The following is a 17,665-nucleotide window of genomic DNA, read 5'->3' as shown; positions in this document are numbered from 1 at the left end:
GCACTGACGCTGGCCGCGGTGCTCTCCCTGTTCGGAGCCGCCGCCTCGCTGGCCCAGCCGGCGCTGGTGAACCGGTTGATCTCCGCGGTCGGAGACGGCGGCGCGCTGCTGCCGATCGTCAGCGCGCTCGTCCTCGTCCTGGTGGTGGCCTCGCTGCTCGGCGCCGTCCAGTCCTTCGTGCTGCAGCGGGCGGCCGAGGGAGTCGTCCTGACCACCCGCCGCACCCTCGCCGACCGGCTGCTGCGGCTGCCGGTGGCCGAGTACGACCGCCGGCGCACCGGCGACCTGATGTCGCGGGTCGGCGCCGACACCACGCTGCTGCGGGCCACCGTCACCTCCGGCGTCGTCGAGATGGCCGGCTCGGTGGTCGTCGCGGTCGGTGCGCTGATCGCCATGGCCCTCGTCGACGTCTGGCTGCTGCTGGTCACCGTCGGCGCGGTCTGCCTCGGCCTGGCCGTGGCCTTCTCCACGAGCCGGCGCGTGCGGCGGCTGTCCCGGCAGGCGCAGGAGGAGGTCGGCGCGATGAGCGCCGCGGTGGAGCGCGCGCTCTCGGCGGTGCGGACGATCCGGGCCAGCGGCGCGACCGCCCGCGAGGTGTCCACCGTCGACGCCGCGGCGACGCGGGCCTACCGCGCCGGGGTCGCGGTGGCCCGGCTGCAGGCCCTGGTCCAGCCCGCCGGGTCGATCGCCGTCCAGGGGGCGTTCCTCGCGGTGCTCGGCCTGGGCGGCTACCGGGTGGCGTCCGGCTCGATCGCCGTCGGCGACCTGGTCGCGTTCGTGCTCTACCTGTTCCTGCTCGTGATGCCGCTCGGTCAGGCGATCAACGCCTACACCCAGCTGCAGACCGGGCTCGGCGCGCTGGCCCGCATCCAGGAGGTGCTCGCGCTCGACGCGGAGGACGACGCCCGGCCCGAGCGGGGCGGCACCGCCGTCGCCGTCCCCCGGCTCCCGGCGACCGGGACCCCGCTGCTGGAGCTGGACGAGGTGTCCTTCGCCTATCCGGACGGGACGCCGGTGCTGGACCGGGTCTCCCTGACCGTGCCGGCGGGCTCCCGGGTGGCACTGGTCGGGCCCTCCGGTGCCGGGAAGTCCACGGTGCTCGCGCTCGTCGAGGGCTTCTACCCGCTCACCGGTGGCGCCATCCGCTGGGCCGGCACCGACGTCCGGGACCTGCCCCGGGCAGCGCTGCGCGGACGGCTGGGCTACGTCGAGCAGGAGGCGCCGGTGCTCGCCGGCACCATCCGCGAGAACCTGCTGCTCGCCGCGCCCGACGCCGCGGAGGCCGAGCTGTGGGCGGTGCTGGCCGACGTGGGCCTGACCGGGGTGGTGCAGCGCTCCCCCCGGGGCCTGGACGTCCTGGTCGGGGACGACGGCGTGCTCCTCTCCGGCGGCGAACGGCAGCGGCTGGCGATCGCCCGCTCGCTGCTCGCGCGGCCGGCGCTGCTCCTGCTCGACGAGCCGACCGCCAGCCTCGACGCCCGCAACGAGGAGCTGCTCCGGCGCACCCTCGCCGCGGCCTCGGCGGACCGGGCGCTGCTGGTCGTGGCGCATCGGCTGTCCACGGTGCTCGACAGCGACCGCATCGTCGTCCTCGACGGCGGCCGGGTCGTCGCCGCCGGCACGCACGACGAACTGCTCGGGACCAGCCCCCTGTACCGCGAACTCGCCGCCGCGCAGCTGCTCGTCCAGCCGTAGCCGGCGCCCGCGTTCCACGTGGAACGCAGCCGCGTGCGGCACCGGCATCCCGGTGCCCGCTCCGAGTCGCGGTCCCCGGTCGGGGCGGAGATCATCTCGACCACCGACCAACGGCGGTCGTCCCAGCCCCGAGACGAGCAGGAGGCCGCAGATGGCGAGCACGGAGACCGGCGAGGCGACCACCACCAGCGGCCAGCCGTCGCTGAAGCGGGTCATGGGCCCGGGTCTGCTGCTGCTGTTCATCATCGGCGACGTCCTGGGCACCGGGATCTACGCGCTGACCGGCACGGTCGCCGCGGAGGTCGGCGGGGTCGTGTGGCTGCCGTTCCTCATCGCCTTCCTGGTCGCGCTGATCACGGCCTTCAGCTACCTGGAGCTGGTCACCAAGTACCCACAGGCCGCCGGCGCCGCGCTGTACACGCACAAGGCCTTCGGCATCCACTTCGTCACGTTCCTCGTCGCCTTCGCCGTGATGAGCTCGGGGATCACCTCGGCGTCGACCGCGGCGCGGGCGTTCAGCGAGAACGCCGCCGAGGTGTTCGAGGTCGACATCGACGGCTGGGGCATCACGCTCATCGGGCTGGGCTTCATGGCCCTGGTCGCCGCGGTGAACCTGCGCGGCGTCGGCGAGAGCGTGAAGAGCAACGTGGTGCTCACCTGCGTCGAGCTCTCCGGCCTGCTGATCATCATCGGCATCGGCGCCTGGGCGCTCTTCGGCGGCGAGGGCGACTTCGGCCGGGTCAGCGAGTTCGACACCGGCGACAAGGGCGTCCTGGCCGGCGTGATCGCGGCGACCGGCCTCGCGTTCTTCGCGATGGTGGGCTTCGAGGACTCGGTGAACATGGCCGAGGAGTGCAAGGAGCCGCGGCGGATCTTCCCGAAGGTGCTGTTGACCGGCCTCGGCATCACCGGCCTGATCTACGTGCTGGTGTCGATCTCGGCGATCGCGCTCGTGCCGGCCGACCAGCTCAGCGACCCCGACACCCCGCCGCTGCTCCGGGTGGTGGAGGCCGGGGCGCCGGACTTCCCGCTCAGCCTCTTCGGCGTCATCACCATGTTCGCCGTCGCCAACACCGCGCTCATCAACATGCTGATGGCCAGCCGGCTGGTCTACGGCCTGGCCCGTGAGCGGGTGCTCCCGCCGGTGCTCGGCCGGGTGCTGCCCGGCCGCCGGACGCCGTGGACCGCCATCGCGTTCACCACGCTGCTGGCGTTCGGCCTGGTCCTCTTCGTGGGCGAGGTGCCGGCCCTGGGCGGGACGACGGCGCTGCTGCTGCTCGTCGTCTTCACCGTCGTGAACGTCGCCGTGCTCGTGCTGCGCAAGGACCCGGTGGACGCCGACCACTTCCGCACGCCGACGATCCTGCCCGTGGTCGGGGCGCTGGCCTGCGGTTTCCTCGCCACGCCCTTCTCCGGCCGCCCGGCGGAGCAGTACCGGATCGCCGGTGTCCTGCTCGTGATCGGCATCGCCCTCTGGGGGGTCACGGTCGCCGTCAACAAGCGCACCGGCGCCGGCCCCGCCCGCATCGACCCCGAGCACCTGGCCGACGAGCCGGTGGACGCCCCTCGCGGCTGAGCTCCCAGCGGCCCGGAGAGGGCGTGTCGACCCGCGGGGCTGCCCCGGTGGTGGCGGAGGGGCCGGGAGTGGCGCAGGAGCGCCCTGAGGGCGTGGACGGCGCCGTTCCTGTCGTACCACCCGGTAGTCTGGACGGTGAACACCGCCAGCAACCGGCTCAGTGCCTCCCTGTGCCCCCGGGGCGCCTCACGGCAGTGGGCCGCCCGGGCCGCCGGTTGCGCGACAGAAGGGTCCCACGTGGTCGCTCGACCGAAGACCGACAGCACGTCCGACAACGGCTACTCCGGCTCCTCCATCACGGTCCTCGAGGGCCTGGAGGCGGTGCGCAAGCGCCCCGGTATGTACATCGGTTCCACGGGTGAGCGCGGCCTGCACCACATGGTGTGGGAGGTCGTGGACAACGCGGTCGACGAGGCCCTGGCCGGTTACTGCGACACGGTCCGGGTGACCCTGCTGGCCGACGGCGGCGTCCGGGTCGAGGACAACGGCCGTGGCATCCCGGTGGACATGCACCCGGTGGAGAAGCGGCCCACCGTCGAGGTGATCATGACCGTCCTGCACGCGGGCGGGAAGTTCGACGGCAAGAGCTACGGCGTCTCCGGCGGTCTGCACGGCGTCGGCGTCACGGTCGTCAACGCGCTGTCCACCCGGCTGGACGTGACCGTCTGGGCCCACACCGGGATCGAGTGGAAGCAGAGCTACTCCTACGCCAAGCCGGGCCCGCTGGAGCAGGTCGGCACCACGAAGAAGCGCGGCACCGCGATCACCTTCTGGGCCGACGGCGACATCTTCGAGACCACGGACTACTCGTTCGACACGATCAACCGCCGCCTGCAGGAGATGGCCTTCCTCAACAAGGGCCTGACCATCGTCCTGCGCGACGAGCGCCCCGGGCACAGCAAGGCCGAGACGGGCATGTCCGAGGAGACCTCCCTCGCCGAGGCCGCCACCGAGGCCGGTCACGAGGTCGAGGCCTTCGAGCCCACCGAGATCACCTACCGCTACGACCACGGCCTCGTGGACTACGTCGCCCACATCAACCGCCGCAAGGCCCCGATCCACAAGTCGGTGATCAGCTTCTCCGCCGACGGCGTCGGCAAGAACGACACCGCGATGAGCCTCGAGGTCGCGATGCAGTGGTCCGACGCCTACTCGGAGTCGGTGCACACCTTCGCGAACATCATCAACACGCACGAGGGCGGCACCCACGAGGAGGGCTTCCGCGCGGCGCTGACCTCGATCGTCAACCGGTACGCCGTCGAGAAGAAGCTGCTCAAGGAGAAGGACGAGAAGCTGACCGGCGACGACATCCGCGAGGGTCTCGCCGCGATCGTCTCGGTGAAGCTGGGTGACCCGCAGTTCGAGGGCCAGACGAAGACCAAGCTGGGCAACACCGAGGTCAAGGGCTTCGTGCAGCGGGTCTGCAACGAGCAGATCGGCCACTGGTTCGAGGCCAACCCGACCGAGGCCAAGACGATCATCACCAAGGCGTCGTCCGCCGCCCGCGCCCGCCGCGCCGCGCAGGACGCCCGCAAGCTGGCCCGCAAGAGCGTGCTCTCGGTCGGCGGCCTGCCCGGCAAGCTGGCCGACTGCCGGTCCACCGACCCGCGCAACTCCGAGGTCTACATCGTCGAGGGCGACTCCGCCGGCGGCTCGGCCAAGTCCGGCCGCGACTCGATGTACCAGGCGATCCTGCCCATCCGCGGCAAGATCATCAACGTCGAGAAGGCGCGCATCGACCGGGTCCTCAAGAACACCGAGGTCCAGTCCATGATCACGGCCTTCGGCACCGGCATCCACGACGAGTTCGACATCACGAAGCTCCGCTATCACAAGATCGTCCTGATGGCGGACGCAGACGTCGACGGCCAGCACATCAGCACGCTGCTGCTGACCCTGCTGTTCCGCTTCATGCGGCCGCTGGTCGAGGGCCAGTACGTCTACCTGGCCAAGCCGCCGCTGTACAAGATCAAGTGGGGCGGCAAGGTGGGCGACGAGTACGCCTACAGCGACAGGGAGCGCGACGCGGTGGTCAAGGCCGGCGCCGAGGCCGGTCGCAAGATCAAGGACGAGTCGATCCAGCGGTTCAAGGGGCTCGGCGAGATGAACGCCAGCGAGCTGTGGGAGACCACGATGAACCCCGAGACCCGGGTCCTGCGCCAGGTCACCCTCGAGGACGCCGCCGCCGCGGACGAGATCTTCAGCATCCTCATGGGCGAGGACGTCGAGGCCCGTCGCAGCTTCATCACCCGCAACGCCAAGGACGTCCGCTTCCTCGACGTCTGATGACGGATCCCCGTGCCCCCCAGCGCTCGCGAGCACGCGCCGGGGCCCTGCACGGGGGCCACCTGACGTCCGAGCCCCGTGCGTGAACCGGAGAGACCACACGTGACCGAGACCCCAGCCCGCGACCGCATCGAAGCGGTCGACCTCCAGCAGGAGATGCAGCGCAGCTACATCGACTACGCGATGAGCGTGATCGTGGGCCGCGCGCTGCCCGAGGTCCGCGACGGCCTCAAGCCGGTGCACCGCCGGGTCCTGTTCGCGATGTACGACCAGGGCTTCCGCCCGGACCGCGGCTACGTGAAGTGCGCCCGCCCGGTCGCCGAGGTGATGGGCAACTACCACCCGCACGGCGACTCGGCGATCTACGACGCCCTCGTGCGGCTGGCCCAGCCCTGGTCGATGCGGTACCCGCTGATCGACGGGCAGGGCAACTTCGGCTCGCCGGGCGACGACCCGGCGGCCGCGATGCGGTACACCGAGTGCCGGCTCACGCCGCTGGCCATGGAGATGCTCGCCGGCATCGACGAGGAGACCGTCGACTTCCAGGGCAACTACGACGGCCGCACGCAGGAGCCGGTCGTGCTGCCGGCCCGGATCCCGAACCTGCTGGTCAACGGCTCGGCCGGCATCGCGGTCGGCATGGCCACGAACATGCCGCCGCACAACCTGCGCGAGGTGGCCGAGGCCGTCTTCTGGATGCTCGACCACCCCGAGGCCGAGGCCGAGGAGGCGCTCACCGCCTGCATGGAGCGGGTCAAGGGCCCGGACTTCCCGACCCACGGCCTGATCGTCGGGCGCGAGGGGATCGAGGACGCCTACCGGACCGGCCGTGGCTCGGTCCGCATGCGCGCCGTCGTCACCGTCGAGGAGGACGCCAAGGGCCGGGTCCAGCTCGTCGTCACCGAGCTCCCCTACCAGGTGAACCCCGACCGCCTCGCCGAGTCGATCGCGGAGTCGGTCAAGGAGGGCCGCCTCCAGGGCATCAGCGACATCGCCGACGAGTCCTCCGACCGGGTGGGCCGCCGGCTGGTGTTCACCCTGCGCCGCGACGCCGTCGCCAAGGTCGTGCTGAACAACCTCTACAAGCACACCCAGCTGCAGACCTCCTTCGGCTGCAACATGCTCTCCATCGTCGACGGCGTCCCGCGGACGCTGCGCCTCGACGAGCTGGTGCGCCAGTGGGTCATCCACCAGATCGAGGTCATCCAGCGGCGCACCCGTTACCGGCTGCGCAAGGCCGAGGAGCGCGCGCACATCCTGCGCGGCTACGCCAAGGCCCTCGACATGCTCGACGCGGTCATCACGCTCATCCGCAACAGCACCTCGGCGGAGACGGCCCGCACCGGGCTGATGGAGCTCCTCGACGTCGACGAGATCCAGGCCGTCGCGATCCTCGACCTGCAGCTGCGCCGGCTGGCCGCCCTCGAGCGGCAGCGGATCATGGACGAGCTCGCCGAGATCGAGGCGCGCATCGCCGAACTGCAGGCGATCCTCGACTCCCCGGAGCGCCAGCGGCAGATCGTCCGCGACGAGCTCACCGAGATCGTCGAGAAGTACGGCGACGACCGCCGCACCCAGTTCGTCGCGAACGAGGGCGACGTCTCCATGGAGGACCTCATCGCGGAGGAGGAGGTCGTCGTCACCATCACCCGCACCGGGTACGCCAAGCGGACCAAGAGCGACCTCTACCGGTCGCAGCGCCGCGGCGGCAAGGGCGTGATGGGTGCCCAGCTGAAGCAGGACGACATCGTCGACCACTTCTTCGTGGGCTCGACCCACGACTGGATCCTCTTCTTCACCAACAAGGGCCGCGTCTACCGGGCGAAGGCCTACGAGCTGCCCGAGGCCAACCGCACCGCCCGTGGCGCGCACGTCGCCAACATCCTGGCCTTCCAGGGCGACGAGAAGATCGCCCAGGTCATGCAGATCAAGGACTACGGCGTCGCGCCGTACCTGGTCCTCGCGACGGCGAAGGGCCAGGTCAAGAAGACCCGGCTCACCGACTTCGACTCCCCGCGCCAGGGCGGGGTCATCGCCATCAACCTCCGCGAGGGCGACGAGCTGGTCGGGGCGCAGCTGATCTCCTCGGACAAGGACCTGCTGCTGGTCAGCCGCAAGGCGATGTCGATCCGCTTCCGGGCCGACGACGAGGCGCTGCGGCCGATGGGGCGGGCCACCGAGGGCGTCCGCGGCATCTCGCTCGCGTCCGACGACCGGCTGCTGTCGATGATGGTCGTGGAGGAGGGCGTCGACGTCCTCGTGGCGACCGAGCGCGGCTTCGCCAAGCGGACCGGGATCGAGAACTACCCGGCGCAGGGCCGCGGGGGCAAGGGCGTGCTCACCGCCGACCCCAAGGCCCGCAAGGGCAACCTGGTCGGCGCGCTCGCGGTCACGCTCGGCGACGAGCTCTACGCCATCACCTCCAGCGGCGGCGTGATCCGGACGCCGGTCAACGGCGTGCGGCACAACAAGGACCGCGCCACCATGGGTGTCAAGCTCATGAACTTGCCGGAGGACGTCTCCATCGTGGCTATCGCGCGTACGACGGACAACGACGAGCCCGCCGCCTAGGGTGGGGAGCAGGGCCGGAGGCCCCCGGTGCCGTGCTGTGCGCGGACACCGGGGTCGTCCGATCCGATGACCAGGATCTGACCGGCGCTCCGGGCGCCTCCGGGCGTGCCCGGAGACCCCGGGCGCGGCACGGCGGCGGACACCCGCCGGGGAGCGGAGACCAGCATGAGCGACCGGAACCAGGGTGCGGTGCAGACCGGCACCCGGCCCGGCCAGGCCACCGACTCCGCCCCTCCCGCCGGCGCGCCCTCGGGGCCCGCCGCCGAGAGCGTCCCCCCGGCCGGTGCCACGCCGGCCGGGAGCGTCCCGCCGGCCGGTGGGACGGCGACCGGTGCCGGCCAGACGGTGGCGCCTCGGAACGGCTCGGGCCGCCCGGCCGGCGGCAAGGGCAAGGCACGCGGACCGCGCCGTGCCCGGCTGCAGTTGCGGCACATCGACACGTGGTCGGCCCTGAAGATCTCCCTCGTCCTGTCGATCGCGATGTTCTTCATCTGGATGGTCGCGGTCGGGATCCTCTACGGCGTGCTGTCCGGCCTCGGCGTCTTCGACTCCGTCAACGACCTGATCGGTCAGGTCGGCAGCGACAACGGCGAGGAAGCCGCCAGCAACGCCATCACGCCCGGCATCGTGTTCGGCGGTGCCGCGGTGATCGGCGCCATCAATATCGTGCTCATGACCGCCCTGTGCACGGTGGCGGCCTTCATCTACAACCTGTGCTCCGACCTCGTCGGCGGGCTCGAGGTCACCCTCTCCGAGCGGGATTGAGAGGGACGACCCCCCTGCGGGGGTCCCCTCGACTCCACGTATGCTGTTCGAGGTCCACGGGCCTGTAGCTCAGGCGGTTAGAGCGCATCCCTGATAAGGATGAGGCCGGAGGTTCAAGTCCTCCCAGGCCCACCCGTGTGCCGGTCCGCCGGCGTCCACCGGTCCCCGCGGCCCCTGCCGAACAGGGGCCGCGGCGTCCTTCGAGGAGGAGCCGCGTGATCAAGAGAATCGCCCTGGTGGCGGCGGTGGCGGCCACGGCCGCCGTCGTGCGCAAGCGATCGGCCGGCAAGAACGAGGCCGACCTCTGGTCGGAGGCCACGACCGGCCCGCAGGCGGTGAGCACGCCCACCACCCGCTGAACCCCCGGCCGGCAGCTGGCCGGCCACCACGGGGACGTAGCTCAATTGGCAGAGCACCGCCTTTGCAAGGCGGGGGTTAGGGGTTCGATTCCCCTCGTCTCCACTCCACCGGCTCAGGGCAGCGGCAGGGTCGCGGCCACCTCGGCCCCGCGGGCCCGCATCGCCCCGGCGTCCTCCGGCAGGACGACGCCGGCGGCCACCGCGTCGTCGACGGCCTGCTCCCACAGCTCGACGTACTCCGCCCGCGAGCGGTAGAGCTGGGCCACCAGGGCGTCGGGATACGCCCGGCGCCCGCCGAAGACCGGACCGCTGCCGGTGCCGCCCTTGCGGCCGCGGTGCTCGGCCACCGGGACCGCCAGCTCCGGCAGCCGGATCCCGCCCCAGGCGTTCCCGTCCTCGCCGCGCACGATCCGCGGGTTCGGCCGGCCGGCCAGGGTGATCCGGGGCTGGACCAGCGGCGGCTCGTCCTCGGCGAGCCACCGGTGCATCGCGCGCAGCGCCGCCTCGTACACCGGACGCCAGCTGACCGGGTTCGGCCCCCACTCGCCCGCCGCGGGAGGCGGGAACGACCGCAGCGTGCCGTGCGGGGTCCCGGTGACCTCCCAGACCCGTCGCAGCGACGTGTCGTGCAGGTCCAGGTCGGCGGTCGCGGTCACCTCGAACTCGCTGTTGAGCACGAGCACCGGCACGCCCAGGTCCTCGCGCACGGTGGTCCGCCGGTACATCGGGTCGGTGTCGGCATCCAGCCGCGGGGCGCGCCCTTCCCACACGGTCAGCAGGAAGGCGTCGACCAGCGGCTGACGCGGGTGGATGGCGTTCGCGTAGGCGCACAGCCGCATGGCCGACTGGGAGCCGCCGAGCGCGACGACCCGGGCGACGGGGAGTCCCGCCAGCGGGTCCACGGCGGTCGACCGGTGCCGTCCCACCGCGCCGGCGGCGGCCGAGAAGATGTCGAAGCAGGCCGGCTCCCCGGGATGCAGCAACTCGGCGTAGCGCTCCGGGTCGGCGTCCAGCAGTGGCGCCCGCCGGGAGGCGCGGGCCAGCCGGCTCGGGGATCCGTAGACGCCGGCGATCTGCGCGCTGACGCCGACCCACGCGTGGCCCCGGTACACCTCGCCCGCCGTCGGAGCCGGCTGCTCGGCGCCGGCGGACACGTTCTGCCACTCCAGGAAGACCGTTCCGGTGAAGACGGCCGGGTCCGCCGGGCGGACGACGAGCAGCCGGGTCCGGTAGGAGCCCGTGGCGACCGGCTCGGCGGTCCACCGGCCGTCGTCGCTCGGCGGGGCGCCGGCCGGGTGCGCGTAGGCGGCGGCCTCCCCGCTGATCCGGAACTCCTCGCAGACGTAGCCGTGCGCGGCGAGGACCTCGGCCGGCGGCGCCCCGTACGGCGGTCGCGCACCCTCGACCGGCCCCTCGACCTCCACCGCCGGTTGGGTCCGCATCCCGCGACGATAGGACGGCGTCGCCGCCCCGTCCGCCCCGGAGGGCGTTCGGCAGCGGTCAGCGCGCGCTGTCGGCCGCGGCGACCGGACGTCCGTAGCCCACGGCGGCGCGGACGGCGGCCGGAGCCGCGTCCCGCAGGGAACGATCGGGCCGGGCGCCGAGGGCGTCGTTGACCGTGGAGAACGCCAGGCGCAGCGCGGTGAACAGGGTCAGCGCCATGATCTGCCGGTCGTCGAAGCCGACGTCCCGCAGCCGCTGCACCTCAGCGGGCCCGGCGCCGTTCGGATCGCGGGCCAGCCGGCGCGCCCACGCCGCCAGGGCGGCGTCCCGGTCGTCCAGGGCCGTGTCGTCCCCGGCGAGGACCCCGGCCGCCGCGTCGTCCCCGATCTCCTCGGCCAGCCGGGTACCCCACGCGAGCGAGCAGTGCGGATCGCCGAGCACACCGGCGGTGGCGGCCACGAGCACACCGCGGCCGCGCCGGTCCAGGCCTGCCGCGTCGGCGGCGCGGCCCAGGAGGTCGAACAGGGCGTCGTGCTCGTCGGGCAGGTGGCTCCAGGCGCGGGTCAGGTTCATGACGAAACCGCTCTGCTCCCGGTCACCGGCGGCGAGCCGGTCGGCTCCGGGGGAGGACGGCGGGGCAGCGAGGAAGCCGCCGTCCGGTGCCTCGGTCTCACCGCCCACGTCGGGCCTCCTCAGGGGTCTGTGCTGACGTCGGCGCGACGCTAGGGCACCCGGCGGCGACGGAGAACCCTCCCGGGTGCCCCGCGACCTGCGCGGCGGTGGGAGAGTGGACGTCGTGACCGAAGCGACCTCTCCCGCCCGGCGTGCCGTCCTCCACACCAACCGCGGGGACATCACCGTCGACCTGTTCCCCGACCACGCGCCCAAGACCGTGGCCAACTTCGCCGATCTGGCGGAGGGCCGGCGCGAGTGGACCCACCCGGCCACCCGCGAGAAGACGACCGACCGCCTGTACGACGGGACCGTCTTCCACCGCGTGATCTCCGGCTTCATGATCCAGGGCGGCGACCCCCTGGGTCAGGGCATCGGCGGCCCCGGCTACCAGTTCGGCGACGAGTTCCACCCCGAGCTCGTCTTCAACAAGCCCTACCTGCTGGCCATGGCCAACGCCGGCCCCGGCACCAACGGCTCCCAGTTCTTCATCACGGTCGGCCCGACGCCGCACCTGAACCGCAAGCACACGATCTTCGGCGAGGTGGCCGACCAGGCCAGCCGCGACGTCGTGGACGCGATCGCCACGACGCCGACCGCGCGCGGGGACCGGCCGGTCGACGACGTCGTCATCGAGTCGGTCGAGGTGCAGCGCAGCTGACCCAGCCGCCACCCGGCGGCGGCACGGGCTGGGGTGAGCAGCCTCCGCCCGTGCCGCCGCAGGCCACCTGCTACCGGCACCCCGACCGGCCCACCGGGATCTCCTGCGTCCGCTGTGGCCGGCCGATCTGCCCCGAGTGCATGACCTCGGCCTCGGTGGGCTTCCAGTGCCCCGAGTGCATCCGCGCCGGCCAGGCGTCCGTGCGCGCCCCGAAGCGGGCGCCGGCGGTGCGCTCGGCCGGGCAGCGCTTCGGCGTGGTCACGCTGACGCTGATCGCGATCAACGTGGCCGTCTTCGTCGCCACGGCCGTCTCGGCGGGGATCGACGGCTCCAGCCCGCTGGACAACCAGCGCTCGCCCCTGTTCGGCGACCTGCTGCTGGCGCCGGCCCTCGTGCAGGGGTCGGGGGAGGACTGGCGGCTGATCACCTCCGCCTTCCTGCACATCGGCATCACCCACCTGGCCCTCAACATGCTGGCCCTGCTGCTCTTCGGCTCGGAGCTGGAACGCACCCTCGGCCGGTGGCGCTACCTGGCCGTCTACCTGCTGTCGGCGCTCGGCGGCTCGGTGGCCATCCAGCTCTTCGGCGACCCCTTCCAACCCGTGGCCGGCGCCTCCGGGGCGATCTGGGGCCTGATGGGCGCCTTCGCCGTCCTCGCCCTCACCCAGCGCGGCGACGTCCGCGGCATCGCGACCCTGCTGGCGATCAACCTGGCCATCAGCGTCTTCGTCCCGGGCATCTCGCTGCTCGGCCACCTGGGCGGGTTCGTGGCCGGCGTGCTCTCCTCGGCCGTGGTGGTCCTCGCCCGCGGGCGGACCGAGCTCCAGGTGCTCGGGCTGCTGCTGCTCACCGCCGTGCTGGCCGTGACCGCGCTGACCGCGTCGACGATCGTCGTCCTGAACCTCTAGGCCTCAGGCCGGCCGCCGGCCGGCCAGGGACCGGGCGACCTCGTCGGGGTCCGCGCCGAGCTCCCAGCGGCCCAGCAGCACCAGCTGGCCGGCGGCGTCGGTCCCGGTGGCCGTGTCGAGCTCCAGCAGCCGGGAGCGCAGGCCCCGGCGCCGGGTCTCCCGCACCTGGACGCGCACGTGCGACCACGGGAGCACGAGGCGACCGGTCAGGGTGCGGACGACGACGCCGTCCGGTCCCGCTGCCAGTCGCGGGCGCAGCACCGCGGACCGGCCGGCGATCGCCAGCAGCAGCACCGCCGCGGCACCGACGAGGACCCGGCCGACCGGCTCGAGCAGCCACGCCGCCGTCCCCAGGGCGAGGCCGGCGACCGCGAGCGCGGTGACGGTCCCCGGACGCGCCGACCACTCCACACCCCCAGCGTGCACGCCGGGGCAGAGGTCCGCAGCGGCGGGTGTCCCCAGAGGGGGCTGTGGGTAGTGCTCCACTGCAGGTCAGCGCCCTGTCACGCTCGGTATGTCGACTTCTCCACAGCTGAGTACACAGCTGGGGACAGAAGCACAGGGCTGTAGTTACCTGCGCGTCCTCCCCGTCACACCCGTCTCAATGCGGGGAAAAGCGCAGGTCAACGGGTTGTCGTCGAACATGCGTACTCCACATCCGGTGGACAACCCTGGGTATCCAGCGCCATGTCGACCTGTGGACAGCATGGGCGGCTGTGCACAGAACCCACAGGCACTCGCCGGGCCCGGAACGCAGCGAGGCCCCCGTCCCCAGGGGGACGAGGGCCTCGGCGGCGGTTCGGTTCAGCGCCAGCGCATCGACATGACCAGGCCGGCGACCATCGCGCCGAACCCGATCGCGAAGTTCCAGGAACCGAGGTCGACCATGAACCCGATCTCGTCGCCGGCGACGTAGAAGACGACGATCCACAGCAGGCCCACCAGCATGAGCGCCACCATGAGCGGGGCGTACCAGCGCGGGCTCGGGGCCAGTGCGCGCGCAGCGCCCGGCTGGAGGGCCGTCGGTGGCGGTGTGTAGGCGGACTTCTTCCGCACCTTCGACTTGGGCACCCTGCTTCTCCCTCCGCGCACCGGCCGGGATCGGTCTGCACCGGCCGGATCTCCCCCCAGCCTAAGCTGCGAGGGGCAGGCGGTGGGTCATCGACGCCGGGAACCCGCCCCCTGCGGGTGTCCCGCCCCCGTCCCCGCCCACGCCAGGAGGTGCCCGTGCTGCGCGACCGCGTCCGTGGCCTGCTGGGTCGCCGGGGAGGCCGGCTGCGCGGACGGCGCGCGGCCTGGGCGGCGCTGGTGCCCGTCGTGGCGCTGGCCGCCGGCCTGCTGTTCGCGACGTCGGGGCAGACCGCGCGCGGCACCGACCTCCGCGGTGGGGAGGTGATCGAGCTGTCCGGGCTGATCAGCCAGCGGCGGGCGGCCGTGGCGGCGCAGACGGCCGAGGCCGAGGACCTGCAGGCCCAGGTCGATCGGCTCGCCGGGGAGGCCGCCACGCAGGACGGTGCGGTCGCGGCGGCCCGCATGGCGGCCGAGGCCCTCACCCTGTCGGCGGGCCTCGTCCCGCTCACCGGGCCGGGGGTGCGGATCACCCTGGACGACGCGCCCCGCCGGCCCGACGGCAGCCTGCCCCGCGGCGCGCGGCCGGACGACGTCGTCATCCACCAGAGCGACGTCCAGGCCGTGGTGAACGCGCTGTGGGCCGCGGGGGCCGACGGGGTCTCGATCATGGACCAGCGGCTGGTCGCGACCAGCGCCGTCCGCTGCGTCGGCCCGGTCCTGCTGCTCGAGGGGCGGACCTACTCGCCGCCCTTCCAGATCGCGGCCATCGGGGACGTCGACGCGTTCGTCGACCAGCTGGCCGCCTCGCCCCAGGTCGGCGTCTTCCAGGAGGCCGTCTCGGCGTTCGGCCTGACCTTCTCCGTGCGCGGCGTGGAGACCGTCGACCTCCCGGCCCACAGCGGCACCCCCACCATGGAGTACGCGACCCCCGTCCGGTAGCTCCCCGGCTGGTACACAGGGGGAGTGAGCAGGCCGGTCCTCGTCGTCGACAACTTCGACAGCTTCGTCTACAACCTGGTCCAATACCTCGGGCAGCTCGGCGTCCGCTGCATCGTGCGGCGCAACGACGCGGTGACCGTGGACGAGCTGGCCGACCTCGACGTGGCCGGCGTCCTCCTCTCCCCCGGGCCGGGCACCCCCGCCGACGCCGGCGTCACCGTCCCGATGGTCCGGGCGGCCGCGGCGGCCGGCACGCCGGTGCTGGGCGTCTGCCTGGGCCACCAGGCCATCGCCGAGGCCTTCGGGGCCGAGGTCGTGCGCGCGCCCGAGCTGCTGCACGGCAAGACCAGCGAGGTGGTCCACGACGGCGTGGGCGTGCTGGCCGGGCTCCCGTCGCCGTTCACCGCGACCCGCTACCACTCGCTGGCCGTCGACCTGGCCACCGTGCCCGACGAGCTCGAGGTCACCGGCCACACCCCGTCGGGCGTCGTCATGGCCCTGCGGCACCGCGAGCTGCCGATCGAGGGCGTGCAGTTCCACCCGGAGTCGGTGCTCACCCAGGGCGGTCACCAGATGCTCGCCACCTGGCTGGCGGCCTGCGGTCAGGCGCCGGACCCCGCGGTCGTCGAGGCCGCCGCCGCCGGCGCGCGCCGGCTGTCGACCGTCAGCGCCTAGTTCTCCCGCAACGACAGAGGGGCTCCACCCACCGGGTGGAGCCCCTCTGTCGTCCCGTGCGGCCGCGTCAGTTGTTGTTGCCGTTCCCGTTCCCGTTGCCGCCGGGCGTCGTCGCTGGCTGGACGATGAGCACAAGGCGCTCATCGGGGTCCGCCTGAGTGCCGGCGGGCGGGTCGGTGCGGACGAACCGCGCGGCGGCGTCAGGGCTTGCTTCGTTGCCAGCCGGGTCGACGATCGCGATGTTGGTGAAGCCGGCGTTCTGGAGCCGAGCGTAGGCCTGGTCTCCCGCCGTGTTCGCGGCGATCGAGGGGACCGCCACAGTGGTGGGCTGCGCCGGGCCCTGGGAGACCCGCAGCACGATCTCGGTCGCTGCGGTGGCGGGCGTACCGGCGGCCGGGGTCGTGCCGAGCACGGTGCCGGCCGCGGCCGGGTCCTCGACCTCCTCGACGGTGATGTTGGTGAAGCCCGGGCCGCGCAGCGCCTGCGTGGCGGCGTCCTGGGTCTGGCCCGCCACCGCCGGGACCGGCAGGGTGCCGTTGGAGACCGACAACCTGATCGCCGTGGTGGGCGCGACCGCGGCGCCCTCCTCCGGGTCGACGGCGATGACCTGGCCCTCGTCCTCGAGCGAGTCGACCTCGACGGTGTTGATCCGGGTGAAGCCCTGGTCCTCGAGCGCTGCCTGGGCGCGGTCCGCGGACAGACCGACCACCGAGGGGACGGTGATGGTGTCCGGTGCCTGGCCCACGGTCAGGTCGACCTCGCTGCCCTCGTCGACCTCGGCGCCGCTGCCGGGCTGCGTGTCGAGGACGGTGCCGACCTGCGACTCGTCCTGGACCTCCTGCTGGGTGACGTCGCCGACGACCAGGCCGGCGCCGGTGATGGCGGCCTCCGCGTCGGCCTGCTGCATGCCGACCAGACTCGGGGGCACCGTCACGGTGGCCGCCGCGGCGGGGGGATCCTCGTCGTTTCCGCCACTCATGGCGATCGCGATCCCGACGATGGCGCCGATGAGCACGAGGGCGCCCACGACGGCGGCGATGATCCGGTTGCGCTTGCGCCGGGCCGCCTCATCGTCGTCGTCCCAGTCGTCCCGGCCGCGGCCGGTGGCCGGCGGGACGACGCCGATCACGGCCGTCCGCTCCGCCTCGCCCATGACCGGGGTGGCCTCGACCCGCTGACCGGCGAGCGCCCGGAGCAGGTCGTTGCGCATCTCGGCGGCCGACTGGTAGCGGTTGGCCGGGTTCTTGCTCATCGCCTTGAGCAGGATCGAGTCCAGCTCCGGCGAGATGGCCGGGTTGATCGACGACGGCAGCCGCGGGTCCTCGCGGACGTGCTGGTAGGCCACCGACACGGGGGAGTCACCGGTGAACGGCGGGGCGCCGGTGACGAGCTCGTAGAGCAGGCAGCCCAGCGAGTAGACGTCGGAGCGGGCGTCGACGCCCTCGCCGCGCGCCTGCTCGGGGGAGAGGTACTGGGCGGTGCCGATGACCGCGGCGGTGGAGGTCATCGTCGCCGCGGAGTCGGAGACCGCACGGGCGATGCCGAAGTCCATGACCTTGACCGAGCCGGCCGGCGTGATCATCACGTTCCCGGGCTTCACGTCGCGGTGCACGATGCCGTTGCGGTGGCTGAAGTCCAGGGCGCCGCAGATGTCGGCGGCCAGGCTCATCGCCCGCTCCGGGGGGAGCACGCCCTCGCGGCGCAGCACGTCGCGCAGCGTCTCGCCCTCGACGTACTCCATCACGATGTAGGGCGTGTTCCCGGTCGGTCCGCGGTCCTCGCCGGTGTCGTAGACGGCGACGATCGCCGGGTGGTTCAGCGAGGCGGCCGCCTGGGCCTCGCGCCGGAAGCGGACCTGGAACGACGGGTCGCGGGCCAGGTCGCTGCGCAGGACCTTGACGGCGACCTCGCGGCCCAGCCGCAGGTCGCGCCCGCGGTGCACCTCCGCCATGCCGCCGCGGCCGAGCACCCCGCCGATCTCGTAGCGCTCACCGAGCACCTGGGGGGTGGTCATCGCGGGTCCTTCCGGGCGGAGCGGGGGCAC

15 protein-coding genes and 2 tRNA genes are annotated in these 17,665 nt (G+C 73.0%); 12 read left to right on the top strand and 5 right to left on the bottom strand.

Translation table 11 applies throughout. From position 1 onward, the window contains the following. The first annotated feature begins 18 nt into the window (after nucleotides 1-18). The 8 genes from N555_RS0106575 to N555_RS0106540 all read left to right on the top strand — a co-directional run bounded on the left by N555_RS0106575 (nucleotide 19) and on the right by N555_RS0106540 (nucleotide 9,355). The gene (locus N555_RS0106575) at nucleotides 19-1,695 is read left to right on the top strand and encodes an ABC transporter ATP-binding protein (protein ID WP_231502624.1); all 1,677 of its coding nucleotides are present in this window, start codon (nucleotides 19-21) and stop codon (nucleotides 1,693-1,695) included. Nucleotides 1,696-1,846: 151 nt separating this feature from the next. Next, nucleotides 1,847-3,271 carry an APC family permease gene (locus N555_RS0106570; RefSeq protein WP_029430697.1) on the top strand — a complete coding sequence of 475 codons (1,425 nt, stop codon included), beginning with the start codon at nucleotides 1,847-1,849 and terminating at the stop codon, nucleotides 3,269-3,271. Nucleotides 3,272-3,508: 237 nt separating this feature from the next. Beyond that, nucleotides 3,509-5,557: a DNA topoisomerase (ATP-hydrolyzing) subunit B gene (gene gyrB / locus N555_RS0106565; protein ID WP_029430696.1), complete on the top strand. Its 2,049-nt coding sequence runs from the start codon at nucleotides 3,509-3,511 to the stop codon at nucleotides 5,555-5,557. Nucleotides 5,558-5,659: 102 nt separating this feature from the next. Further along, nucleotides 5,660-8,128: a DNA gyrase subunit A gene (gene gyrA, locus N555_RS0106560; RefSeq protein ID WP_029430695.1), complete on the top strand. Its 2,469-nt coding sequence runs from the start codon at nucleotides 5,660-5,662 to the stop codon at nucleotides 8,126-8,128. A gap of 165 nt (nucleotides 8,129-8,293) precedes the next feature. Further along, nucleotides 8,294-8,893, top strand: coding sequence for a DUF3566 domain-containing protein (locus tag N555_RS0106555; protein WP_029430694.1), 600 nt, complete (start codon nucleotides 8,294-8,296; stop codon nucleotides 8,891-8,893). 58 nt (nucleotides 8,894-8,951) lie between these two features. Then, nucleotides 8,952-9,025 (top strand) — tRNA-Ile (locus N555_RS0106550). 83 nt (nucleotides 9,026-9,108) lie between these two features. Beyond that, the gene (locus N555_RS28210; protein WP_197028913.1) at nucleotides 9,109-9,252 is read left to right on the top strand and encodes a DLW-39 family protein; all 144 of its coding nucleotides are present in this window, start codon (nucleotides 9,109-9,111) and stop codon (nucleotides 9,250-9,252) included. 30 nt (nucleotides 9,253-9,282) lie between these two features. Beyond that, nucleotides 9,283-9,355: transfer RNA gene (locus tag N555_RS0106540), tRNA-Ala, on the top strand. A gap of 10 nt (nucleotides 9,356-9,365) precedes the next feature. Here N555_RS0106540 and N555_RS0106535 read toward each other — a convergent pair. Both N555_RS0106535 and N555_RS0106530 read right to left on the bottom strand, forming a co-directional pair. Next, nucleotides 9,366-10,694, bottom strand: coding sequence for an alpha/beta hydrolase domain-containing protein (locus N555_RS0106535; RefSeq protein ID WP_029430693.1), 1,329 nt, complete (start codon nucleotides 10,692-10,694; stop codon nucleotides 9,366-9,368). A 58-nt stretch (nucleotides 10,695-10,752) separates the two neighbouring features. Next, the gene (locus tag N555_RS0106530; RefSeq protein WP_197028912.1) at nucleotides 10,753-11,376 is read right to left on the bottom strand and encodes a carboxymuconolactone decarboxylase family protein; all 624 of its coding nucleotides are present in this window, start codon (nucleotides 11,374-11,376) and stop codon (nucleotides 10,753-10,755) included. 115 nt (nucleotides 11,377-11,491) lie between these two features. On the opposite strand from N555_RS0106530, the gene N555_RS0106525 reads away from it, so the two are divergent. Together N555_RS0106525 and N555_RS25665 are read left to right on the top strand one after the other, a co-directional pair. After that, nucleotides 11,492-12,028, top strand: a complete 537-nt coding sequence (locus tag N555_RS0106525; protein WP_029430691.1) for a peptidylprolyl isomerase — start codon at nucleotides 11,492-11,494, stop codon at nucleotides 12,026-12,028. A gap of 50 nt (nucleotides 12,029-12,078) precedes the next feature. Next, on the top strand, nucleotides 12,079-12,936 hold the full coding sequence (locus N555_RS25665) for a rhomboid family intramembrane serine protease (RefSeq protein WP_231502623.1): 858 nt from the start codon (nucleotides 12,079-12,081) through the stop codon (nucleotides 12,934-12,936). 3 nt (nucleotides 12,937-12,939) lie between these two features. Here N555_RS25665 and N555_RS0106515 read toward each other — a convergent pair whose 3' ends face one another. Further along, complete coding sequence (locus N555_RS0106515) at nucleotides 12,940-13,347, bottom strand: PH domain-containing protein (RefSeq protein ID WP_029430689.1); 408 nt, start codon at nucleotides 13,345-13,347, stop codon at nucleotides 12,940-12,942. A gap of 393 nt (nucleotides 13,348-13,740) precedes the next feature. After that, entirely contained in the window at nucleotides 13,741-14,007 is a 267-nt protein-coding gene (gene crgA, locus N555_RS0106510; RefSeq protein ID WP_029430688.1) for a cell division protein CrgA, read from the bottom strand. Nucleotides 14,008-14,163: 156 nt separating this feature from the next. Between crgA and N555_RS0106505 the strand changes: the two genes are divergently transcribed. Both N555_RS0106505 and N555_RS0106500 read left to right on the top strand, forming a co-directional pair. Further along, on the top strand, nucleotides 14,164-14,946 hold the full coding sequence (locus N555_RS0106505) for a DUF881 domain-containing protein (protein WP_231502622.1): 783 nt from the start codon (nucleotides 14,164-14,166) through the stop codon (nucleotides 14,944-14,946). A 24-nt stretch (nucleotides 14,947-14,970) separates the two neighbouring features. Then, nucleotides 14,971-15,621 carry an aminodeoxychorismate/anthranilate synthase component II gene (locus N555_RS0106500; protein WP_029430686.1) on the top strand — a complete coding sequence of 217 codons (651 nt, stop codon included), beginning with the start codon at nucleotides 14,971-14,973 and terminating at the stop codon, nucleotides 15,619-15,621. Nucleotides 15,622-15,688: 67 nt separating this feature from the next. Here the strand turns inward: N555_RS0106500 and pknB are convergent, their stop codons facing one another. Then, entirely contained in the window at nucleotides 15,689-17,635 is a 1,947-nt protein-coding gene (gene pknB / locus N555_RS0106495; protein ID WP_034509083.1) for a Stk1 family PASTA domain-containing Ser/Thr kinase, read from the bottom strand. Between the last annotated feature and the right edge of the window lie 30 nt (nucleotides 17,636-17,665).

The organism is Blastococcus sp. URHD0036 (genome assembly GCF_000701365.1).
GTDB lineage: Bacteria > Actinomycetota > Actinomycetes > Mycobacteriales > Geodermatophilaceae > Trujillonella.
The sequence above is the reverse complement of the archived record's forward strand: the minus strand, read 5'-3'. Positions and strand labels throughout refer to the sequence as shown.